The 16,580-nt window shown below is 71.7% G+C and carries 17 protein-coding genes and 2 pseudogenes; 7 read left to right on the top strand and 12 right to left on the bottom strand.

Annotation, left to right across the window (positions count from 1 at the left end; genetic code table 11):
- Nucleotides 1-28: 28 nt before the first annotated feature.
- Entirely contained in the window at nucleotides 29-643 is a 615-nt protein-coding gene (locus ACT3SQ_RS00890) for a CueP family metal-binding protein (RefSeq protein WP_441444453.1), read from the bottom strand.
- A gap of 137 nt (nucleotides 644-780) precedes the next feature.
- On the bottom strand, nucleotides 781-2,169 hold the full coding sequence (locus tag ACT3SQ_RS00885) for an amino acid permease (RefSeq protein WP_441444454.1): 1,389 nt from the start codon (nucleotides 2,167-2,169) through the stop codon (nucleotides 781-783).
- Nucleotides 2,170-2,368: 199 nt separating this feature from the next.
- Here ACT3SQ_RS00885 and ACT3SQ_RS00880 point away from each other — a divergent pair, with 199 nt between their 5' ends.
- The 3 genes from ACT3SQ_RS00880 to ACT3SQ_RS00870 all read left to right on the top strand — a co-directional run bounded on the left by ACT3SQ_RS00880 (nucleotide 2,369) and on the right by ACT3SQ_RS00870 (nucleotide 4,141).
- On the top strand, nucleotides 2,369-3,160 hold the full coding sequence (locus tag ACT3SQ_RS00880; protein WP_441444455.1) for an SDR family oxidoreductase: 792 nt from the start codon (nucleotides 2,369-2,371) through the stop codon (nucleotides 3,158-3,160).
- Between the two features lie 136 nt (nucleotides 3,161-3,296).
- Entirely contained in the window at nucleotides 3,297-3,620 is a 324-nt protein-coding gene (locus ACT3SQ_RS00875; RefSeq protein ID WP_441444456.1) for a PadR family transcriptional regulator, read from the top strand.
- Nucleotides 3,617-4,141, top strand: a complete 525-nt coding sequence (locus ACT3SQ_RS00870) for a DUF2812 domain-containing protein (protein ID WP_441444457.1) — start codon at nucleotides 3,617-3,619, stop codon at nucleotides 4,139-4,141. Before ACT3SQ_RS00875 ends, ACT3SQ_RS00870 begins: the two co-directional genes overlap by 4 nt.
- A gap of 33 nt (nucleotides 4,142-4,174) precedes the next feature.
- Here ACT3SQ_RS00870 and ACT3SQ_RS00865 read toward each other — a convergent pair whose 3' ends face one another.
- From ACT3SQ_RS00865 to ACT3SQ_RS00855, 3 genes are all read right to left on the bottom strand, one after another.
- Nucleotides 4,175-4,861 carry a Pr6Pr family membrane protein gene (locus ACT3SQ_RS00865; protein ID WP_441444458.1) on the bottom strand — a complete coding sequence of 229 codons (687 nt, stop codon included), beginning with the start codon at nucleotides 4,859-4,861 and terminating at the stop codon, nucleotides 4,175-4,177.
- A 103-nt stretch (nucleotides 4,862-4,964) separates the two neighbouring features.
- On the bottom strand, nucleotides 4,965-5,390 hold the full coding sequence (locus ACT3SQ_RS00860) for a GNAT family N-acetyltransferase (RefSeq protein ID WP_441444459.1): 426 nt from the start codon (nucleotides 5,388-5,390) through the stop codon (nucleotides 4,965-4,967).
- Nucleotides 5,391-5,410: 20 nt separating this feature from the next.
- Nucleotides 5,411-6,025: an ArsR/SmtB family transcription factor gene (locus ACT3SQ_RS00855; protein ID WP_441444460.1), complete on the bottom strand. Its 615-nt coding sequence runs from the start codon at nucleotides 6,023-6,025 to the stop codon at nucleotides 5,411-5,413.
- A 95-nt stretch (nucleotides 6,026-6,120) separates the two neighbouring features.
- Here ACT3SQ_RS00855 and ACT3SQ_RS00850 point away from each other — a divergent pair, with 95 nt between their 5' ends.
- Complete coding sequence (locus tag ACT3SQ_RS00850) at nucleotides 6,121-7,368, top strand: MFS transporter (RefSeq protein ID WP_441444461.1); 1,248 nt, start codon at nucleotides 6,121-6,123, stop codon at nucleotides 7,366-7,368.
- Between the two features lie 108 nt (nucleotides 7,369-7,476).
- Nucleotides 7,477-8,028 (top strand): GNAT family N-acetyltransferase, encoded by a 552-nt coding sequence (locus ACT3SQ_RS00845; protein ID WP_441444462.1) that lies wholly within the window; start codon nucleotides 7,477-7,479, stop codon nucleotides 8,026-8,028.
- A 74-nt stretch (nucleotides 8,029-8,102) separates the two neighbouring features.
- Here the strand turns inward: ACT3SQ_RS00845 and ACT3SQ_RS00840 are convergent, their stop codons facing one another.
- The 6 genes and pseudogenes from ACT3SQ_RS00840 to ACT3SQ_RS00815 all read right to left on the bottom strand — a co-directional run bounded on the left by ACT3SQ_RS00840 (nucleotide 8,103) and on the right by ACT3SQ_RS00815 (nucleotide 13,224).
- Entirely contained in the window at nucleotides 8,103-9,653 is a 1,551-nt protein-coding gene (locus ACT3SQ_RS00840) for a SulP family inorganic anion transporter (RefSeq protein WP_441444463.1), read from the bottom strand.
- 148 nt (nucleotides 9,654-9,801) lie between these two features.
- Nucleotides 9,802-10,197 carry a MerR family transcriptional regulator gene (locus ACT3SQ_RS00835; protein ID WP_441444464.1) on the bottom strand — a complete coding sequence of 132 codons (396 nt, stop codon included), beginning with the start codon at nucleotides 10,195-10,197 and terminating at the stop codon, nucleotides 9,802-9,804.
- A 26-nt stretch (nucleotides 10,198-10,223) separates the two neighbouring features.
- Nucleotides 10,224-10,355, bottom strand: a pseudogene (locus tag ACT3SQ_RS00830) (DUF1541 domain-containing protein); the annotation flags it as partial.
- Between the two features lie 70 nt (nucleotides 10,356-10,425).
- Complete coding sequence (locus ACT3SQ_RS00825; RefSeq protein ID WP_441444465.1) at nucleotides 10,426-11,292, bottom strand: hypothetical protein; 867 nt, start codon at nucleotides 11,290-11,292, stop codon at nucleotides 10,426-10,428.
- The gene (gene uppS, locus ACT3SQ_RS00820; RefSeq protein ID WP_444598835.1) at nucleotides 11,289-12,038 is read right to left on the bottom strand and encodes a polyprenyl diphosphate synthase; all 750 of its coding nucleotides are present in this window, start codon (nucleotides 12,036-12,038) and stop codon (nucleotides 11,289-11,291) included. The genes ACT3SQ_RS00825 and uppS overlap by 4 nt, the downstream gene beginning before the upstream one ends.
- 94 nt (nucleotides 12,039-12,132) lie before the next feature.
- Entirely contained in the window at nucleotides 12,133-13,224 is a 1,092-nt protein-coding gene (locus tag ACT3SQ_RS00815; protein WP_441444467.1) for an NADH:flavin oxidoreductase/NADH oxidase, read from the bottom strand.
- 103 nt (nucleotides 13,225-13,327) lie between these two features.
- On the opposite strand from ACT3SQ_RS00815, the gene ACT3SQ_RS00810 reads away from it, so the two are divergent.
- Entirely contained in the window at nucleotides 13,328-13,663 is a 336-nt protein-coding gene (locus ACT3SQ_RS00810; RefSeq protein WP_345075822.1) for an ArsR/SmtB family transcription factor, read from the top strand.
- A 254-nt stretch (nucleotides 13,664-13,917) separates the two neighbouring features.
- Here ACT3SQ_RS00810 and ACT3SQ_RS00805 read toward each other — a convergent pair.
- Nucleotides 13,918-14,985: pseudogene (locus ACT3SQ_RS00805) on the bottom strand (acyltransferase family protein); the annotation flags it as partial.
- Between the two features lie 188 nt (nucleotides 14,986-15,173).
- On the opposite strand from ACT3SQ_RS00805, the gene ACT3SQ_RS00800 reads away from it, so the two are divergent.
- A complete protein-coding gene (locus tag ACT3SQ_RS00800; protein WP_345075821.1) occupies nucleotides 15,174-16,571 on the top strand; it encodes a DUF4241 domain-containing protein in 1,398 nt (465 codons plus the stop codon).
- Nucleotides 16,572-16,580 lie beyond the last annotated feature (9 nt).

Here is a 16,580-nt window from a genome sequence, read left to right as displayed (position 1 = left end):
GGCGGCTCTTCGTGGGTGCTGGGGCGGCTCAGGCCGTCAGCTGCATCGTGGTGATGCAGGTGGCGGAGTCCGGGTGGGTGCTCAGCGGTGCCGTCGCGACCGCGCCGTCGAGCGAGACGGTGAGCGTCAGCTCCTGATCCCGCGGCAACCAGAGGCCGAGGAAGCCGTTGGGGGCGGTGGTGCGCTTCTCGTCGAGCAGGACCGCACCGTCGTCCGCTGTGAGAAGGACCTCGACCGCGACGCTCAGCAGTTCGCCGGTGCAGTGCGAGAGCTCGTGGTGGAAGCAGTCATGCGTCGTCCGTACGAACGGTGCGACGGCGGTGTAGGACTGCCCGGCCGGCAGCGAGAGCGCGGCCTCACGGCCCGAGTCGTCGCTGAGCGCGAGGCGGTCCGGGAGGACCGTGGCCTGCATGCTGTGCGAGCGCTCGTCGAGGGGCAGGGCCTCGAGGTTGTCGATGATCTTGCGGGCGTCGCGCCCGGCGAGGCCGTCCGCACGCAGCAGGCCCTCCAGGGGGTTGCCGGCAGCGGAGTAGTCGGCATCGGGGGAGCCGCCGCAGCCTGCGAGGCCCAGGGAGGCCAGCGCGGTGGTCAGCGCGAAGCCGCCGAGCAGAGCTCTGCGAGAAACGGCTGGGGCGGTGCGCACAGGGCGTTCCTCTCAGGACGACGACAAGTCACTGGGTACGGTACCCCGCCGGCGGGCCTCCCGGGCTGACGGGCCTCCCTGTGGACTGCGCTTGCCTGTTCCCACCCAGCCCCGATCCTGCCCAGCCCCGATCCTGCTCAGCCGCGGGGCAGGCGGTGGCGGCCCGTGGCGATGTACAGCAGCGACATCCCGGCGAGGAACCCGCAGCCCACCAGCAGAGCCGTGTGGTACGCGGGCTCCCACACCATGATCCCGACCGTGAACAGGATGAAGGCGATCGCGAAGAGCTGGCCGTAGGGCCAGAAGGGCACCGGGAACTCGAGCGCTTCGCGCTCGGCGCGGCTCATGCTGCGGCGGGAGGCGACCTGGGCGAGCAGGATCATCAGCCACACGAAGATCGTCGCAAAGGTCGCGAGCGACGCCACGATCGTGAACACCGCCTCGGGCAGTGCGGCGTTGAGGATCACTCCGATCACCAGCACGCCGAGCATCGCGACCGTGGTGACCACGGGGACGCCCCTGACGGTGCGGGAGAGCGCCCGGGGGGCGAGCTTCTGCCGTGCCATCCCGGCGACCACCCGGCCGGCGCCGAACAGGTCCGCGTTGATCGCCGAGAGCGCGGCGGTGATCACCACCAGGTTCAGCAGCGCCGCCGCCCAGTTCACGCCGAGGGTGTCGAAGATCTGCACGAAGGGCGACTCCTCGCCGGTGATCGTGCGCCACGGGTTGATCAGCAGGATCACGCCGATCGCGAGGACGTAGAACAGCAGGATCCGCACCGGGACCGTGTTCACGGCCTTCGGGATCGCGGTGCCGGGATCCTCCGCCTCGGTGCCGGCTACACCGATGATCTCGGTGCCGCCGAAGGCGAACAGCACCAGGATGAAGGCGCTGATCATGCCGCCGGCGCCGTGCGGGAAGAAGCCGCCGTCGGCCGTGAGGTTCGCGAGCGGGTTCCCGCCGCCCGCCGAACCCAGGCCGAACACCAGGATCGCCGCGCCGCCCACGATCATCCCGATCACGGCGGTGACCTTGATGAGCGTGAACACGAACTCGAGCTCCCCGAACCAGCGCACGCTGGCCAGGTTCGCGGCACCCACGATCAGCAGGGTGAGCGCCACCCAGATCCACTGCGCGGTGTCCGGGAACCAGAAGCGCATGTAGATCGCGATCGCGGTGAGGTCCGCGAGGCACACGATGAGCATCTCGAAGGCGAACATCCAGCCGGTGATGTACCCGGCCCAGGGCCCCAGGAAGCGGCGGGTGTACTCGGCGAAGGAGCCGGAGATCGGCATCCGCACCGCCATCTCGCCGAGCGCACGCAGCATGAAGTACACGACCGCGCCGCCGAGCAGATAGACCAGCAGCACCGAGGGGCCGGCCGCCTGGATCGCGCCCGCCGAGCCGTAGAACAGGCCCGTCCCGATCGCGGAGCCGAGCGCGATGAAGTGGAGGTGGCGGGCCTTCAGGCCCGGTCGGCGCCGGGTCGCGGCGGAGGAGGGGGCGTCCTGCGTGGTCGTGCTCATCGTGGGGAATGCTCCGAGGCTGGGGAGGGACTTCTTGTGCAGTTGACACCGTATGGCCGCGGCGGTGCAGGAGGGTACGTGTGTCCGGCCACTCCGACGGCGGTCCCTTCGTCCCGGCAACGTGCAGAAAGCGCTCCTACGCTGGGAGGACATCAGCGCCCCGGCTCGGAGTGCTGAGAGGATGTGGAAGGAACCACTCATGGCACGCACCATCGTCGTCACCGGAGCCGCCTCGGGCATCGGGAAGGCCGCCGCAGCGCAGCTCGAGGCCGCGGGCGACACCGTGATCCGCGTCGACCTGCGCGAGGGCGACGTCACCGGCGACCTCTCGGACCCGGCCCAGATCGACCGCGTCGCCGCCGAGATCGCCGAGCGCACCGGCGGCGTGCTCGACGGGCTCGTCGCCAACGCCGGCGTCTCCGCACCCTCCGAGCTGTCGGTGAAGATCAACTACCTCGGCACCGTGGCCCTCATCGAGGCGCTGCGCCCGCAGCTCGCAAGGGCCGACGCCCCGCGGATCAGCGTCACCAGCTCCGCCGCGACCCTGCAGGGCAACGACCCCGAGCTCGTGGACCTGCTGCTCGCCGGGGACGCCGAGGCCGCGCTCGCCCGCGGCGCCGCGCTCGCCGCCCAGGGCCCGCAGATCGGCTACGCGAACTACTCCAGCTCCAAGCGCGCGATCTCCCGCTGGATCCGCCGCATGGCCCCCACCGCCGAGTACGCGGGCGCCGGGATCGGCCTGAACGGCGTGGGCCCGGGCCAGGTGCGCACCGGCATGACCACCGAGCTCTTCGCGAGCGAGGAGGGTCGGAAGATGGCCGACGACGCGATGCCCGCGCCGTACAACGGCATCGCCGAGGCCGAGCACATCGCCGCCGTCCACGCCTTCCTGGTCTCGGCCGCGAACGCGCGGATGACGGGCCAGGTGCTCTTCGTCGACGGCGGCTTCGACGCGCTGCGACGCGGGGACGACATCTGGCAGAGCGTCTGAGGAACGGCAGAGCTGATGATCGAGGGCCCGGGGCAGTGCCCCGGGCCCTCCTGCGTCCGGGTGGACGACGACCTCGGCCAGGTATATCATTCATGGATGCATCATCGAGTGATGCCGATGGGGAGCGAGGTGGACGATGGCACGCAGGTCCGGTTTCGATACCGGCGAGCTCGCCGACGCCGCAGTGCACGTGCTGCTGGCGCTGGTGCGCCCGCGGCACGGCTACGCGGTCTCGCAGTTCCTCGAAGCGGAGAGCGCCGGGACGGTCGTGGTGGGTCCGGCCTCCCTCTACACGACGCTCAAGAAGCTCAGCGCCGCGGGCTTCATCGAGGAGCTGGACGCGGAGGATGCCCGTCGCACGTACCAGCTCACCGCCGTCGGCCGCGACGTGCTCGAGCGCAACATCGAACGCCGCCGGCAGCTGCTGGCCATGGCGGACAGGATCATGGAGGACTCATGAGCACGACCAGCAGGATGAGCGCAGGCCTGGCCTTCGAGCCCGAGAAGGATCTCGCGATGTTCGCCGAGGAGGCGGCGCAGGGGAGACATCTCGCAGGCGTCGCCCGGCTCGGTCACGGGTGGAAGTTCCGCGAGGGAGAGCCCGAGGACGCGATCTTCGACCTCGCCCACGAGCGCGACCCCGATTCCGACTTCCTCTTCTACTTCAGCGAGGCCGGCTGGGAGCATGTGCTGTCCCTGGGGGACGCGCACGTCTTCAAGGCAGCGCCCGGCACACCGCCCGTCCATTCGGGTGCGGCGAGCCGGGCCGAGGAGCTGCTGCGGGAGCGGAACCGCTACGCCGTCCTGTCGGCCATCGCCCTCGCGATCTTCGTGCTCGTGGGGCTCGGCCTCCGGGCCGTCGACTGGAGCTCCTGGCTGACCGCAGGGATCGCGCTCCTCGCCGTCCTGCCCGTCATCTACACAGTGCTGCCCCTGATCGGCTTCTGGCACCGAGGTGCACGGCTCTTCGAGAAGGCCTGATCGGCCGGCGAAGCGCACGACGGCGCGGCCTGCTCAGGGGGTGACGCGTCGTCCCGGCGCGCGCCGGGCCCAGGTCACGGCCGCGGCGACCGCGATGATGACAGCGGCGATGCCCACGATGTAGCCCGCGACGCCCAGGTAGCCGCCGGGCACCAGGTGCGGGTCGAGGAACGGATAGGGATACCACCAGGGGTCGCCCGTGACCGGGGAGGACACGAGGTTCGCGCGCAGCAGCGTGTAGAGCGCCCAGGCGATCGGGAACGCCGCGGCGATGCCGACGGTCCGCCACGGCAGAGCGCGACGGCGAGGGGCGACCAGTGCGTCCACGAGCAGGAAGACGGGGCCCACCACGTGGAGCACCTCGTTCGTCCAGGCGCCGGCGAGGCCGGTGATCTCCGAGGACCGCAGCAGCAGGTTGTAGACCACCCCGGTGACGATCATGTAGGTGCTCACGCAGACGAACAGGGTCGCCAGCCAGGCCGGCTCGGCCTCCCGGCCGCCCCGGGTCCGCAGCGCCCAGACCGCCCCGAGGGCCAGCGTGACGACGGCGCCGAGGTTCGAGAGGATCGTGAAGTAGCTGAAGTAGTTCGTGATCACCGTGGGGAGCTGGTCCGGCCACAGCTCCTGGGCATTGCCGACCGTGACGATCAGCTGGCGGACGATCGCGGCGAGGCAGAGCAGGGCCACGGCCAGCCGCGCGACGGGCCACAGCCCGGTCATCGCGGCCCGCCGGTGTGCGGCGGACGCCGCTAGAGGGGTTCCATGGGGTCATCCAACCACCGATGTCGAGGGGCGCGCGCGGGCCCCGCCGGAGGGCGGCCGCTCAGCCGGCGAAGCGCACGAAGGTGCGCCCGGGCAGGGTCGTGCCGAACTGCGAGAAGCCGAGCGACTCGTAGAAGGCCCTCTGCCCGGGCTCCTCGTCCGTGATCAGCACGTGCTGGCGGACGTCGCCGTACGGGGCGAAGGCCTCCTGCACGAGCCGCCTCCCGAGGCCCTCGCGCCGGGTGTCGGGATGGACGAGCACGTCCTGGAGGTAGCAGATCGTCGCGCCGTCGCCGACCACGCGGGCGAGGCCCACGAGCCGTCCCGCCCGGCGCGCGACGACCACGCGCAGCGAGCCGGCGAGACCGTTCCTCAGGGTCTCGGGATGGTCGGTGTAGGCGCTCCAGCCCACCGCCTCGTAGAGTGCGACCGTCTCGGCCAGTGCGGGCAGGTCGGAGGCCGCGCAGGCGGTGATCGTGAAGGTCATGGCGCCACCGTAGCTCGAGGTCAGGAGCGGTCCGCACGGCGGGGGTCCGGCTGAACCTCCCCGGCCTCCCCATCGGCCGCAGCGGTCGCCCAGAAGAGGTCGTAGCGGAAGACGGGCTCGTCCTCGGGGGCTGGGTCCTGCGGGGCCTCGGCGCGCGCGGCGCCGGCGGCCTCCGCCTCGGCGAGCAGTGCGGTCAGCCGCGTGCTCAGCTCCTTCGCCTCGGCGCGCGTCATCCGCACTCGGCGATGGCCGAAGCTCGCCGGCCACGGCCGGGGGTCGCCCTCGGCGGGCGGCGGGGTGGCCAGAGCCCTGGAGACGTCGGCGCTGAAGTTCTGCATCATGAGCCCGCCGAGGGCGGGGTCCGGCTGGCCGGTCATGCTCAGGCCGTCGGTGGTCGCCCGCCACGGTCGCTCGCGGCCGTCGGCCGATGGAGTCTGCTCCACCAGGCCCAGCGCCGCCAGGCGCCGCAGGTGATAGCTCATCGCCGACGGGGAGAGGTCCACCAGCTCCGCGGCGGCGGTGCTGGTCAGCGTCCTGCCCGCCCACAGCTCCTGGAGCATCCGCCACCGCGCCGGATGGCTGACCGCGCGCATGCGGTCGTGGTCGTCGAGGTGCAGCGGGGGATCGAGGGCCATGGCGACATCGTAGGCCGGGGGCGCTCTTGCCCCGACGAGTCCTGAAGCATTACCTTCACTTCTATGAAGCACCTGTTTCACGATTTTCGTGGTCGATGAGCGCCGTGCCACCGCCGCTGCGGCGCAACACCCGGTTCCAGCTCCTCTGGGCGGGGTCGGCCTGTGCGACGCTCGGCACCGAGATCAACCGCGTCGCCCTGCCGCTCACGCTGCTCGCCCTCACCGGGAGCGCCGCCCGCGCCGGGCTGGTCGCCGCGGTGCTCACGGCGGCGATGCTGCTCGCGCAGATGCCCGCCGGGATCTGGGTGGACCGGCACGACCGGCGGCAGATCCTGCTGATCGCCCAAGCCGTCCAGGTGCTCAACGCCGCGATCCTGCTCGCAGGCCTGGCCGCGGGCGCGGAGGGGATGGCGGGCTTCGTGCTGTTCGCCGTCGTCGACGGGGTCTGCCAGGCCTTCCTCGGGCCCGCCCGGGAGGTCTCGATCCGTGCCGTCGTCCCGACCGCCCAGCTGCGCGGCGCCTTCGCCCAGGAGGAGGCGCGCTCCCACGCCGGGCGCGTGCTCGGTCCGGCGATCGGCGGCCTGCTGACGGGGATCGGGCTGCTCGCCCCGTACCTCATGATGGCGGCGATCGTCGCCGTGGCCTGGGTGTTCGCCGTGCTCGCGAAGGTGCCGCGACGGCCGGAGCCCGCCGCCGGTGCCTCGCCGGAGGGCGCTGCGGACGGGCCGTCGCGACGGGGCATGCTCGCGGAGTCCGGGGAAGCTCTGCGGTGGCTGCTCGGCCGACGGGGCCTGCGGGAGCTGTCGCTCGTGATCATGGCGATGAACTTCTTCGGCGGCGGCGTCATCCTCGCGCTCATCGTGCACATCGGCTCCCTCGGCGGCACCGCGACGCTCGCCGGCCTCGTGCTCACCGGCATCGGCCTCGGCGGACTGCTCGGGGCATCCGCCGCCGGATGGGTGGCCGGGCGGGTGCGCCCGGGCCGTCTCGCGATCGGTGTCCCTGCGGTGCTCGGCGTGTGCCTGATGCTCGCCGCGCTGCCGCTCGCCCCGTGGTGGCCCTTCTTTCCGATCCTCGCGTTCAGCCTGGTCACGCCGGCGCTGAACGTCGCCTTCAGCGCCGTGACCGCTCAGCTCGTCCCGGCGGAGATGCTGGGCCGGATCGGTTCGCTGCTGACCGTCGCGGGCATGGCACTCTCACCGCTCGGACCGCTGGTCAGCGGCCTGCTCGCAGAGACCCTCGGCGGCGGCTGGGCGCTCGCCGCTGCGGGCGCGGGCTTCGTGCTCACCGCACTGGTGGGAGCCCTCAGCCCGACATTGCGGAGATTCGAGGCGGCGGAGTGACCGGGGCGGCGCATGCTGCGGCCAGGCGCCTCGACCGGCGGTGTCTCCCGGGCGGCCTAGGATCTCGCCGTGCCGGACGCGACTGCGGCCGGCCGGAGAGGTGACGTCATGGCAGGGACCGCGATGAGCATGTGCACCGAGCGTCTGCAGCTCGACGCCCCGTGCGACGAGGACCTGGAGGACCTCCACCGCCTCTACTCCGACGCGCGCACCTGGACCCATCTGCCGAGCGGGCGCTTCGCCGAGCTCTCCACCACCGCTGCGGCGCTCGATCGCTGGCTCGCCGACTGGCGCGAGCACGGTCTCGGGGCCTGGGTGGTGAGGGAGGGCGGCGCCGTCGTCGGGCACGGTGGCTGCGCGGTCCGTCAGGGCGCTTTCTGGAACCTCGGATACCGCTTCGCCCCCGAGGTGCAGGGGCGCGGCCTCGCCACCGAGCTCGCGGGAGCGGCCGTCGAGGTGGCGCGCGCGACGCGCCCCGAGCTGCCGGTGGTGGCCTACCTCCTCGAGCACAATCGCGGCTCCGCCGCCGTGGCCGAGAAGGTCGGGCTCACGCTGCGCCACTGCGGTCCCGATGCGGGCAATCCAGACCCGTCGGCTGTGCGCCTGGTGCTCGCGGACCGTGAGCTCGACGCCCGGGAGCTGGCCGCGACGATGCAGTGATCCTGCGTGCTCGCCGATCGCTCGACGAGGCTCTCGTGGACACCGTCCTCGCGGGACGGCGGCCCGGTCCTGGCTCAGTGCCCGGCGCCGAGCTTGCCGGAGAGGCGCTCGAGCCGCTGCTGGCTCGCCCCGTCCAGGCCGATGATGCGCACCTCCTTGCCGTGCACGGCGTACTTCGACTGCACGGCGTCCAGGGTCGCGACGGTGGAGGCGTCCCAGATGTCAGCCGCCGTGAGGTCGACGATGACGGTCGAGGGATCGCCGGCGTAGTCGAACTGGTGGACCAGGTCGTTGCTCGAGGCCCAGAACAGCTGGCCCGTGACGGCGTAGCGACGGATGTCGATGGTGCCGTCGGCGTCCACGTCGGTCTCCCACACCTTCTCGATCCTCACTAGGTGCGCGACCCTCCGGGCGAACAGGACCATCGCCGTGAGCACACCCAGGATCACGCCGACGGCGAGGTTGTGGGTGAGGACGGTGGCGGCGACGGTGACGAGCATGACCGCGGTCTCCGACCACGGCATCAGGCGCAGCGTGGAGGGGCGGATGCTGTGCCAGTCGAAGGTGCCGACGGAGACCATGATCATCACCGCGACCAGCGCCGCCATCGGGATCAGTCCCACGATGTCACCGAGGGCGACGACCAGGATCAGCAGGAACACGCCGGCCAGGAAGGTGGACAGCCGGGTGCGGGACCCGGACTGCTTCACGTTGATCATGGTCTGGCCGATCATGGCGCAGCCGCCCATGCCGCCGAAGAACCCGGCGACCAGGTTCGCGACGCCCTGGCCCCAGGTCTCGCGGGTCTTGTCCGAGGGGGTGTCGGTGATGTCGTCGACCAGCTTCGCGGTCATCAGCGATTCCATGATCCCCACCAGCGCCATCGCGAGCGCGTAGGGCGCGATGATCTGCAGCGTCTCGAGGGTGAGCGGGACGTCCGGGAAGAACAGCTCCGGCAGCGACTCGGGCAGTTCGCCCTGGTCGGAGACGTTCGGCAACGTCCAGCCGGCGGTCACCGCAGCGAGGGTGAGGAGTGCGATCGCGATCAGCGGCGCCGGCACCACAGAGGTCAGCCGGGGCAGGAGCACCATGATCGCGATGCCGGCCGCGACGAGCGGGTAGACGATCAGCGGGATGTCCTCGCCGATCAGGTGCGGCAGCTGGGCGGTGACGATGAGGATCGCGAGGGCGTTGACGAAGCCGGTCATCACGCTGCGAGGGATGAACCTCATCAGCTTCGCCACCCCGAGCAGGGCGAGCACGATCTGCAGCAGCCCGGCGAGGAGCACGGTGGCGATGAAGTAGTCGAAGCCGTGCTCACGGGCCACCGGGGCGATGACCAGGGCGATCGCGCCGGTCGCGGCGGAGATCATCGCGGGTCGGCCGCCCACGACAGCGATCGTCACCGCCATGGTGAAGGAGGCGAACAGGCCCACCTGCGGTGGGACGCCGGCGATGATCGAGAAGGAGATCGCCTCGGGGATCAGGGCGAGCGCGACCACCAGGCCGCCGAGGATCTCGGTCCTGAGCCGACGAGGGTCGCGCAGGGCGCTGCGCACCGTGGCGGGAGGCTGCTGGGAGTGCTGGGGCTCGCTGTCGACGGCTGCTGCGGCAGAGGGGGTCATCAGTGTCCTCGGGGGAGTGGGGGAGCCCCGGAGGCATGGAACGGTTCCGTGAGGGGCTCGCGATCAAACCTCACGTTACGTGAGAGTTGGTCTCGCCGATAGGGGACGCCCGTCACAGCCGCTCAGGTCTCACCCGCCTGCTGTCGGGTCACGCCCCGGAGGACAGCTCCTGCAGTCGCGCGAGGAACTCGTCGGCCATGGTGACCTTGCGTGCGAGGGACGCACGTCGCTCGAGCGCGGACTCCTCGAACTCGCGGAGCTTCTGCCGAACCTCGGCGGAGGCGCCGGGTCGGATGGCGGCCTCGGTGACCTCGAGCAGTTCCCGCATCTGCTCGAGGGTGAAGTCCAGCGGTTTCATCCGGCGTATCAGCAGGATCCTCTCGACGTCCGCCTCGGAGTAGAGGCGGAACCCTCCCGCGGTGCGTTCCGACGGGGTGATCAGGCCGATCTCGTCGTAGTGGCGCAGAGTGCGCAGGCTGAGATCCGTCCGCTCGGCGACCGCGCCGATATGAAGCAGCCGAGGGTCGTCGTCCTTCTCGCTCATGGAGTCAGTGTGCACCATCTCGCGTCTCAGCCGGCCGGCTGCATCTCGCTCTCGACGACCCACTTGTGGTGGGTCATGGTCATCCCGTCGATCTCGAGGTCGACCATGTAGACGGTCTCCTGCATGGAGCTGTCGATGGTCGCCTCGGCGCCACGGACCACGATGATGCGGGATGGCCGACCCTTCGGAGGGGCCCGCGCTCGCGCCGCCCGCGTCGAGAAGGGCTCGCTACAGGCTGCTGCGCAGCGTCGGGATCCGGGGGAGGTGGGTCCCGGTGATCTGCGGCTCCCAGTCCGGCACGTTCCGCCGGGCCACCTCGATGATCTCCGGCGGGGTGATCACGCCGTACTGCGAGTTCGAGGCGTTGGCGGGCCGGGTGAGCTCGCTGACGTGCTGGGAGGACTCCGTCCCGTCCTTCTGGCGGATCACCGGCCCCCACACGTGCACGGCGTCGACGCGCCAGGCGCCCTCCTGAAATCCCCAACGGATCTCGGCCTTCGCGATCCTGGCGGTGCGAGCCTTCACCTGCATGGGGAAGTCCTCCAGCTGCAGGGCGGTGTAGGCGTGCACGAGGACCTGGGTCGTGGTCCCGACGTGCGAGATGCCTGCGGGAGCATGGTGCGGCTCCGACCGTGCGGGGGAGGGTCCGTCGTGGCCCGGGAGTGCTGTGTCCTCACCCCTGTGATCCGATCGCTCGCGAGAGGCGTAGCCCGATTCGTTCATCTGCGGCAGCCAGTCGGGGGTGTGCGCCAGCGCGGCCTCGACGATCACCTGCGGGGTGGTGAGTCCGTAGCTGTCCTCGGTGCCGTCAGCAGGTTCGGAGCTCGTGCTCAGGGCCCTGCGGGACTCCGCTCCGTTCTTCTTCAGGTGCACGCCGTCGAGCTGCACGAAGCTGATGCGCCACTGTCCGTCCTCGAACTCCCAGTAGACGGTCGCCTCTCTGAGGCGAGCGGGGCGACCGTCCACCTCCGTGGTGACGTCCTCCAGTCGCAACGTGGTGAAGGCTTTGATGTGGACTTCGGTCGTCGTCTCGCCCGCCGTGATCGTCATGTGCTCCCCCTCGGAGTCTCCGGTGCGGGCTTCATCCTGCCTCATGGGGTGGCGGAGATGCAGTCCGTCGGGGCCCCGGACCGCTTCGCCGCGAAGAACGTGAGAGCGGCCTCGAGGTCGCTCTCCGTGAACGCCGGCCACGGGCAGGAGGCGACGTGGAGCTCTGCCGCACTGCTCTGCCACGGGAAGAATCCCGAGGTGCGGCTGTCGCCGCCGGTGCGGATGATCAGGTCGATGTCCTTCACCGGGCCGCCGGCCAGCTGCGCGGTCACGGCAGCGACGGTCAGCTGCTCGACGTCGGCCTCGGGCAGGGCGGAGACGGCGCGCCGCAGCGCCGCGGCCATGTCGGCGCGGGCGTCGTAGCCGATCGCCAGAGTGAGGTGGCCCGGGCGACCGCGGGTCTCCTCCACCGCCTTCCGCAGCGCGCGCTGCGTCGGCCCCGGCAGGAGGCTGAGATCGCCGCTGACGTGGAGCTGCCAGCGCTCTGCGGCGCGCACCCTCTCCGGGATGGTGGTCTCGAGCAGCGCGAAGAGGACGCCGAGCTCACGGGCGTCGCGACGGCGGATGTTGTCGGCGGACAGCACGTAGACGCTGGCGTGCTCGATGCCGCGCGCGGCCAGCCAGCCCAGCAGGCGGGACAGATGCTCGGCGCCGGCCCGGTGCCCGGCGCTCGGGTCGAGGAGGTGCTGAGCGCGTGCCCAGCGGCGGTTGCCATCCATGATGACGCCCACGTGCCGGGGCATCGCCACGGAGCTCGGCGTGAGTCGCGCAGAGACGTCGGGGGCTGTCATGAGTCGATCCTGGAGTCCCGGAGCCCTCCCGGGAAGCGCACGGGCAGGAACGGCGCAGAACCTTCACCGCGCCCGCCCGAGGTGCCGGGACCCCTCAGAGCGCGTAGGAGTACTGCTCGAGGAAGCGCGGAGCGGCTCCGAGCGTGCGGGAGGCGTGGTTCGCCCACGAGGGGTCCCGCAGCATCTCGCGGCCCACCAGCACGGCATCGGCCCGGCCGGAGGAGAGCAGCTCCTCCGCCTGCTCGGCCCGCGCCACGCGGCCGACCGCCGCGACCGGTACCGAGGTGTCCCGGCGCAGTCGCGCCGCATAACGGGTCTGGTAGTCCTCGTCGCGGGGGATCGGGACCACGTCGTTGCCGCCCGAGGAGGCGTCGATCAGATCCACCCCGTGCTCCCCGGCCCAGGCGGCCAGCTGGGCGGACTGCTCGTAGGTCCAGCTCTCGCGCGGGTCCTCGGGGTTCTCCTCGACCCAGTCTGTGGTGGAGATCCGCATCAGCACCGGGAGCTCCTGCGGCCATGCGGCACGGACCGCGTCGACCACCTCGAGCACCAGCCGGGCCCGGCCGGCGAGGTCGCCCCCGTACTCGTCGGTGCGGTGGTTGGTCAGCGGTGAGAGGAAGGAGTGCAGCAGGTAGCCGTGCGCGGCGTGGATCTCCGCGACCTGGAAGCCGGCCTCGAGCGCGCGGCGTGCGGCGTCGCCGAAGGAGCGGACGACCGCGGCGATGTCCTCGCGGCTCATCTCGTGGGGCACCGGGCCGCCCGGGAAGGCGACGGGGCTCGCGCCGTAGGGCATCCAGCCGAGCTCGTCGGTGCCGAGCCAGGCCCCGCCCTCCCAGGGTCGGCCGGTCGAGGCCTTGCGGCCGGCGTGCGCGAGCTGGATGCCTGCGACCGCGCCCTGTGCGCGGATCGCGGCGGCGATGCGTGCGAAGTCCGGGATCTGCGCGTCCTCCCACAGGCCGAGGTCGAAGGGGCTGATGCGTCCCTCGGGGGCCACGCCCGTCGCCTCGAGGATCACCATGCCCGCGCCGCCGGCCGCGCGGGCCGAGTAGTGGGCGAGGTGGAAATCGGTGGGCCGGCCGGCCGATCCGGGCTCGGCCGCCGCGCTGTAGGTGCACATGGGAGACATCCATGCGCGGTTCGGGATCTCGAGGCCGCGGAGCTGGAGCGGGGTGAACAGGGTCGTCACGGGAGGAGCCTCCGGAGGGGTCGACGCTAAGTACGAAGGATGCCGTACTACGAGGACGATAGTACTCTCGGGGGACCCCGCGAGAAGAGACCAGGAGGAGACGGTGCGCACACTGCCCCACCCCGATGCGCAGGAGATCGCCCTGGACCAGGTGCTCTCCGCGCTCGCGGACCCGATCCGCCGCACGATCGTCCGCCAGCTCGCCGGTGGCCACGACGACCAGGCGTGCATCGCCTTCGACCTCCCCGTCTCCAAGTCGACCTCCACCCATCACTTCAGGGTGCTGCGCGAGGCCGGGGTCATCTCCCAGCGCTACCGCGGCACCGCGATCCTGAACTGCCTGCGCGACGAGGACCTCGAGTCCCGGTTCCCCGGCCTGCTGGGTGCGGTGCTCGCGGCGGAGCCTGCGCGACCGGCGGCGCCGTCGGGCGACTCCTGACGCCGAGCCGACCCAGCCGGCCCGGCCTCGCCGAGAGTCGGGCGCGGGGCGCGGATCCGGGCGAGCGCCCCGAGCAGCAGCGCGAGCGCCGCGACGCCGCTGAGCGGTGAGGCGCCCGCGACGAGCAGCAGCCCCAGCCCGGCGAGGCCCAGCGCGATCGCCTGCCCGGTGCGGCGGAGCTCGCCCGTCGGCCGCACCGCACGTACCCGCTCGAGCGGGCCGAAGAGCCGGGCCGCCGTCGCCGTGAGCACGATCGAGGCGAGCAGCCACTGCGGCCGGTCCAGCCACCACTGGAGGCTCGAGGGCTCCGGCAGGGTGAGCGCGCCCCAGTGCGCGAGGAGCAGCGTCCCGCCCGCGAGGAGCAGCAGCGCCGAGAGGTTCCACAGGTAGAAGGTCATCGTGCGGGCGGTGACGAAGCCGGTCACGGCCGCGATGTGCGGACGCTCCGCGAGCTCGCGGAGCCGGGGCCGCAGCAGGGAGAGCGCAAGGGTCTGCGCCGCGCCGAGCACCAGCAGGGCGGTGGTGGGCGGGTTCAGGTGCGCGATGAGGTCGGGGGACCAGAGCCCGCTCGCGAAGGCGGCGAGCAGAGCGGTCACGGCCGCTCCCGCGCCCAGCAGCCGGGCGCGGCGGGAGAGGGCCTCGATGCGCCCGTCGGCCAGCAGGAAGCCCGCCTGCTGGAGCGCGAGCCAGACGAAGGCGAGGTTCGCGTACCCGACCGCGTCGATCCCCGTCTCCGCGCGCAGCACGTCCACGATCACCGCGCCGCCGGCCAGGGCGAGCAGCGAGGGCCAGGGCGCCCGCTCATGCGCCCGCAGCAGCGCCGGCAGCAGCGCCTGGGCGCCGAGAAACACCGCGAGGAACCACAGCGGCTCGCGCCAGCGCAGCCCCGCCTCGCCGAGCAGCTCGTCGGGGACGCCGAGGGCGGGCAGTGCGGCGAGGGCCAGAGCGACCGCGGCGATCGGGGCGAGGGCCGGCAGCAGCAGGCGATGCACGCGGGCCGTGACGAAGTCCGTCGCGGAGCCTCCGCGCTCCCGCAGCCGGCGGTGCGCGATGGCGCCGGCGAAGCCGCTGACCACGAAGAACAGCGGCATCACCTGCAGCAGCCAGGTCAGCGGCGGATACCAGGCCGCACCGCGGGTCGCGTACTCGAGCACCGGCCCGGCCGCGCCGGCGGTGACCGCGACCTGGAGCCCGTGGACGAGCATCACGGCCAGCACGCACAGCGCGCGGACCAGGTCGATGCCGCGATCGCGGTGCGAGGGGGCAGGGGTGCGGGCGGGGACGTGCGCGCGGCGCGGGGGCGCGAGATCGATGACGGCCATGGGGCTCCTCCTCGGGTGATGCCGAGGACGCTATGGACGAGGTGCCCCCTGCCGCGTCGCGCGCAGGTGCCGGCAGGGGTGGTCCCTCCGAGCGATCAGCTCAGCGGCGAGACCGGCGCCGCCCCAGCCGTCGGATGACGACCCGTCGGGAGGTGTTCCACGATTCGATGCTGGCTAGAGTCTCCGCCATGGATCTCTCTGCATTCGCCGCCCTGACCCCTGGACCCGCCTCCAACCCGCAGGGTGGCACGCTCACCCTCAGCGTCCACGAGCTCGGTGTCCTCCGAGTGCACTCCGGTCGCCTCGAGGTCGCTGATCCGTTCACCCGTCTGGGAGAGGGCCGGGTGATCGAGGTGTCCCCGGGCGCGTATCCGGTCAGTGTCACGGTGGCCGATGTCTCCGATGCCCAGGACGGCAGCCACCTGCGCGAGGCCTATCTCAGCGTGGTGCTGGCCGACGGTGCGGAGAGGAGCCGCGAGCTGGTCGACGACGCCGAGGTGTTCGTCGATTCCGGTGCCGTCTCCTTCGCCGACCGGGACTCCGTGGAGCGCCTCCTGCCGAAGGATGCCGAGGACCTCGAGGAGCTCTTCGACTCCGGCCGACCGGACAGCTGGTTCACTCTCATGGACGATCCCGAGCATCTGCTGGACGGCACGGCGAACATCATCCTTCCGGGCGCCCAGCACGGGGAGAACGTCATCCTGAGCCATTCCGGATGGGGCGATGGCGTCTACCCCGTCATCCGAGGGCTCGACGAGCGGGGAGGAACGGTCGCCCTCCACATCGATCTCGGCGTGGTGGGCCCCGTGAGGGAACGTCCCGACAGCTCCGAGACGCCGCAGCCTGCAGGTCCGCTGACGGCTCATCTGCTGCTGGACCATCACCCGGCTCACCTCGGCGAGGTGCTGGAGGCCGTCCTGCCCCATCGCGCCCGCGAGCTCACCCGGACGGGGAGCACTGCGGCCGTCTTCGAGACCGCGCACGATGTCATGATGCACATGGGAGTCGCGGGCCGGATCGAGGACCCGGCCCTGCTCCGCGACGCTGCCTGCTCCGACGACAGCGCTGACCTGGTCGAGCGGATCGCTGCACATCGAGGAGCCCTCTCCATCGGCCCGCATTCCGGGGATGATCCGCTGAGCGCGGTCCTCAGCTTCGTCGTCATGCTCGCCGAGGTGCCCCTCCCCATCGCCGTCTGGATCCCGGCGCAGCGCCTCGTGCTCACTCCCGAGCAGTTCATCAGGGATCTCGAGGCGAATGTTCCCCTGGCCTTCCGCGTCCGGCCCGTGGAGGAGGCGGAGACTCCGACGGTCATCACGCGGGGCTTCGCCGCTCTGGGAGGCCGCGAGGTCATCTACTCGGACCCCGGCATGTCGATCACCCGGATGGCCAAGCGTCTCGGGGCGATCGTCGGAGATCTGCGGACGAAGCGGATCGGCGATGTGCCGCAGGCGGGTGCCGAGGCGCGGTTCCTGATCACTGGGTACCAGCTCCAGCCCGCACAGATCCAGGTCGATGGCGCGGACGTGCTCGAGATGGTGGCCCAGAACGGGAGGACGCGAGGGCTCTCCGGCCGGAAGAAGTGACGGCGCCGC

Source organism: Brachybacterium sp. AOP42-C2-15 (assembly GCF_052377065.1).
Taxonomy (GTDB): Bacteria; Actinomycetota; Actinomycetes; order Actinomycetales; family Dermabacteraceae; genus Brachybacterium.
Note: the sequence above shows the minus strand (reverse complement) of the source record. Positions and strands in the feature narration are given on the sequence as shown.

Bases quoted from the DNA above. Each gene is read 5' to 3' on its own strand.
- ACT3SQ_RS00885 (WP_441444454.1), bottom strand. From the start codon at position 2,169: ATGAGCACGACCACGCAGGACGCCCCCTCCTCCGCCGCGACCCGGCGC.
- ACT3SQ_RS00880 (WP_441444455.1), top strand. From the start codon at position 2,369: ATGGCACGCACCATCGTCGTCACCGGAGCCGCCTCGGGCATCGGGAAG.
- ACT3SQ_RS00875 (WP_441444456.1), top strand. From the start codon at position 3,297: ATGGCACGCAGGTCCGGTTTCGATACCGGCGAGCTCGCCGACGCCGCA.
- ACT3SQ_RS00870 (WP_441444457.1), top strand. From the start codon at position 3,617: ATGAGCACGACCAGCAGGATGAGCGCAGGCCTGGCCTTCGAGCCCGAG.
- ACT3SQ_RS00865 (WP_441444458.1), bottom strand. From the start codon at position 4,861: ATGACCGGGCTGTGGCCCGTCGCGCGGCTGGCCGTGGCCCTGCTCTGC.
- ACT3SQ_RS00860 (WP_441444459.1), bottom strand. From the start codon at position 5,390: ATGACCTTCACGATCACCGCCTGCGCGGCCTCCGACCTGCCCGCACTG.
- ACT3SQ_RS00855 (WP_441444460.1), bottom strand. From the start codon at position 6,025: ATGGCCCTCGATCCCCCGCTGCACCTCGACGACCACGACCGCATGCGC.
- ACT3SQ_RS00850 (WP_441444461.1), top strand. From the start codon at position 6,121: ATGAGCGCCGTGCCACCGCCGCTGCGGCGCAACACCCGGTTCCAGCTC.
- ACT3SQ_RS00845 (WP_441444462.1), top strand. From the start codon at position 7,477: ATGGCAGGGACCGCGATGAGCATGTGCACCGAGCGTCTGCAGCTCGAC.
- ACT3SQ_RS00840 (WP_441444463.1), bottom strand. From the start codon at position 9,653: ATGACCCCCTCTGCCGCAGCAGCCGTCGACAGCGAGCCCCAGCACTCC.
- ACT3SQ_RS00835 (WP_441444464.1), bottom strand. From the start codon at position 10,197: ATGAGCGAGAAGGACGACGACCCTCGGCTGCTTCATATCGGCGCGGTC.
- ACT3SQ_RS00825 (WP_441444465.1), bottom strand. From the start codon at position 11,292: ATGAGGCAGGATGAAGCCCGCACCGGAGACTCCGAGGGGGAGCACATG.
- uppS (WP_444598835.1), bottom strand. From the start codon at position 12,038: ATGACAGCCCCCGACGTCTCTGCGCGACTCACGCCGAGCTCCGTGGCG.
- ACT3SQ_RS00800 (WP_345075821.1), top strand. From the start codon at position 15,174: ATGGATCTCTCTGCATTCGCCGCCCTGACCCCTGGACCCGCCTCCAAC.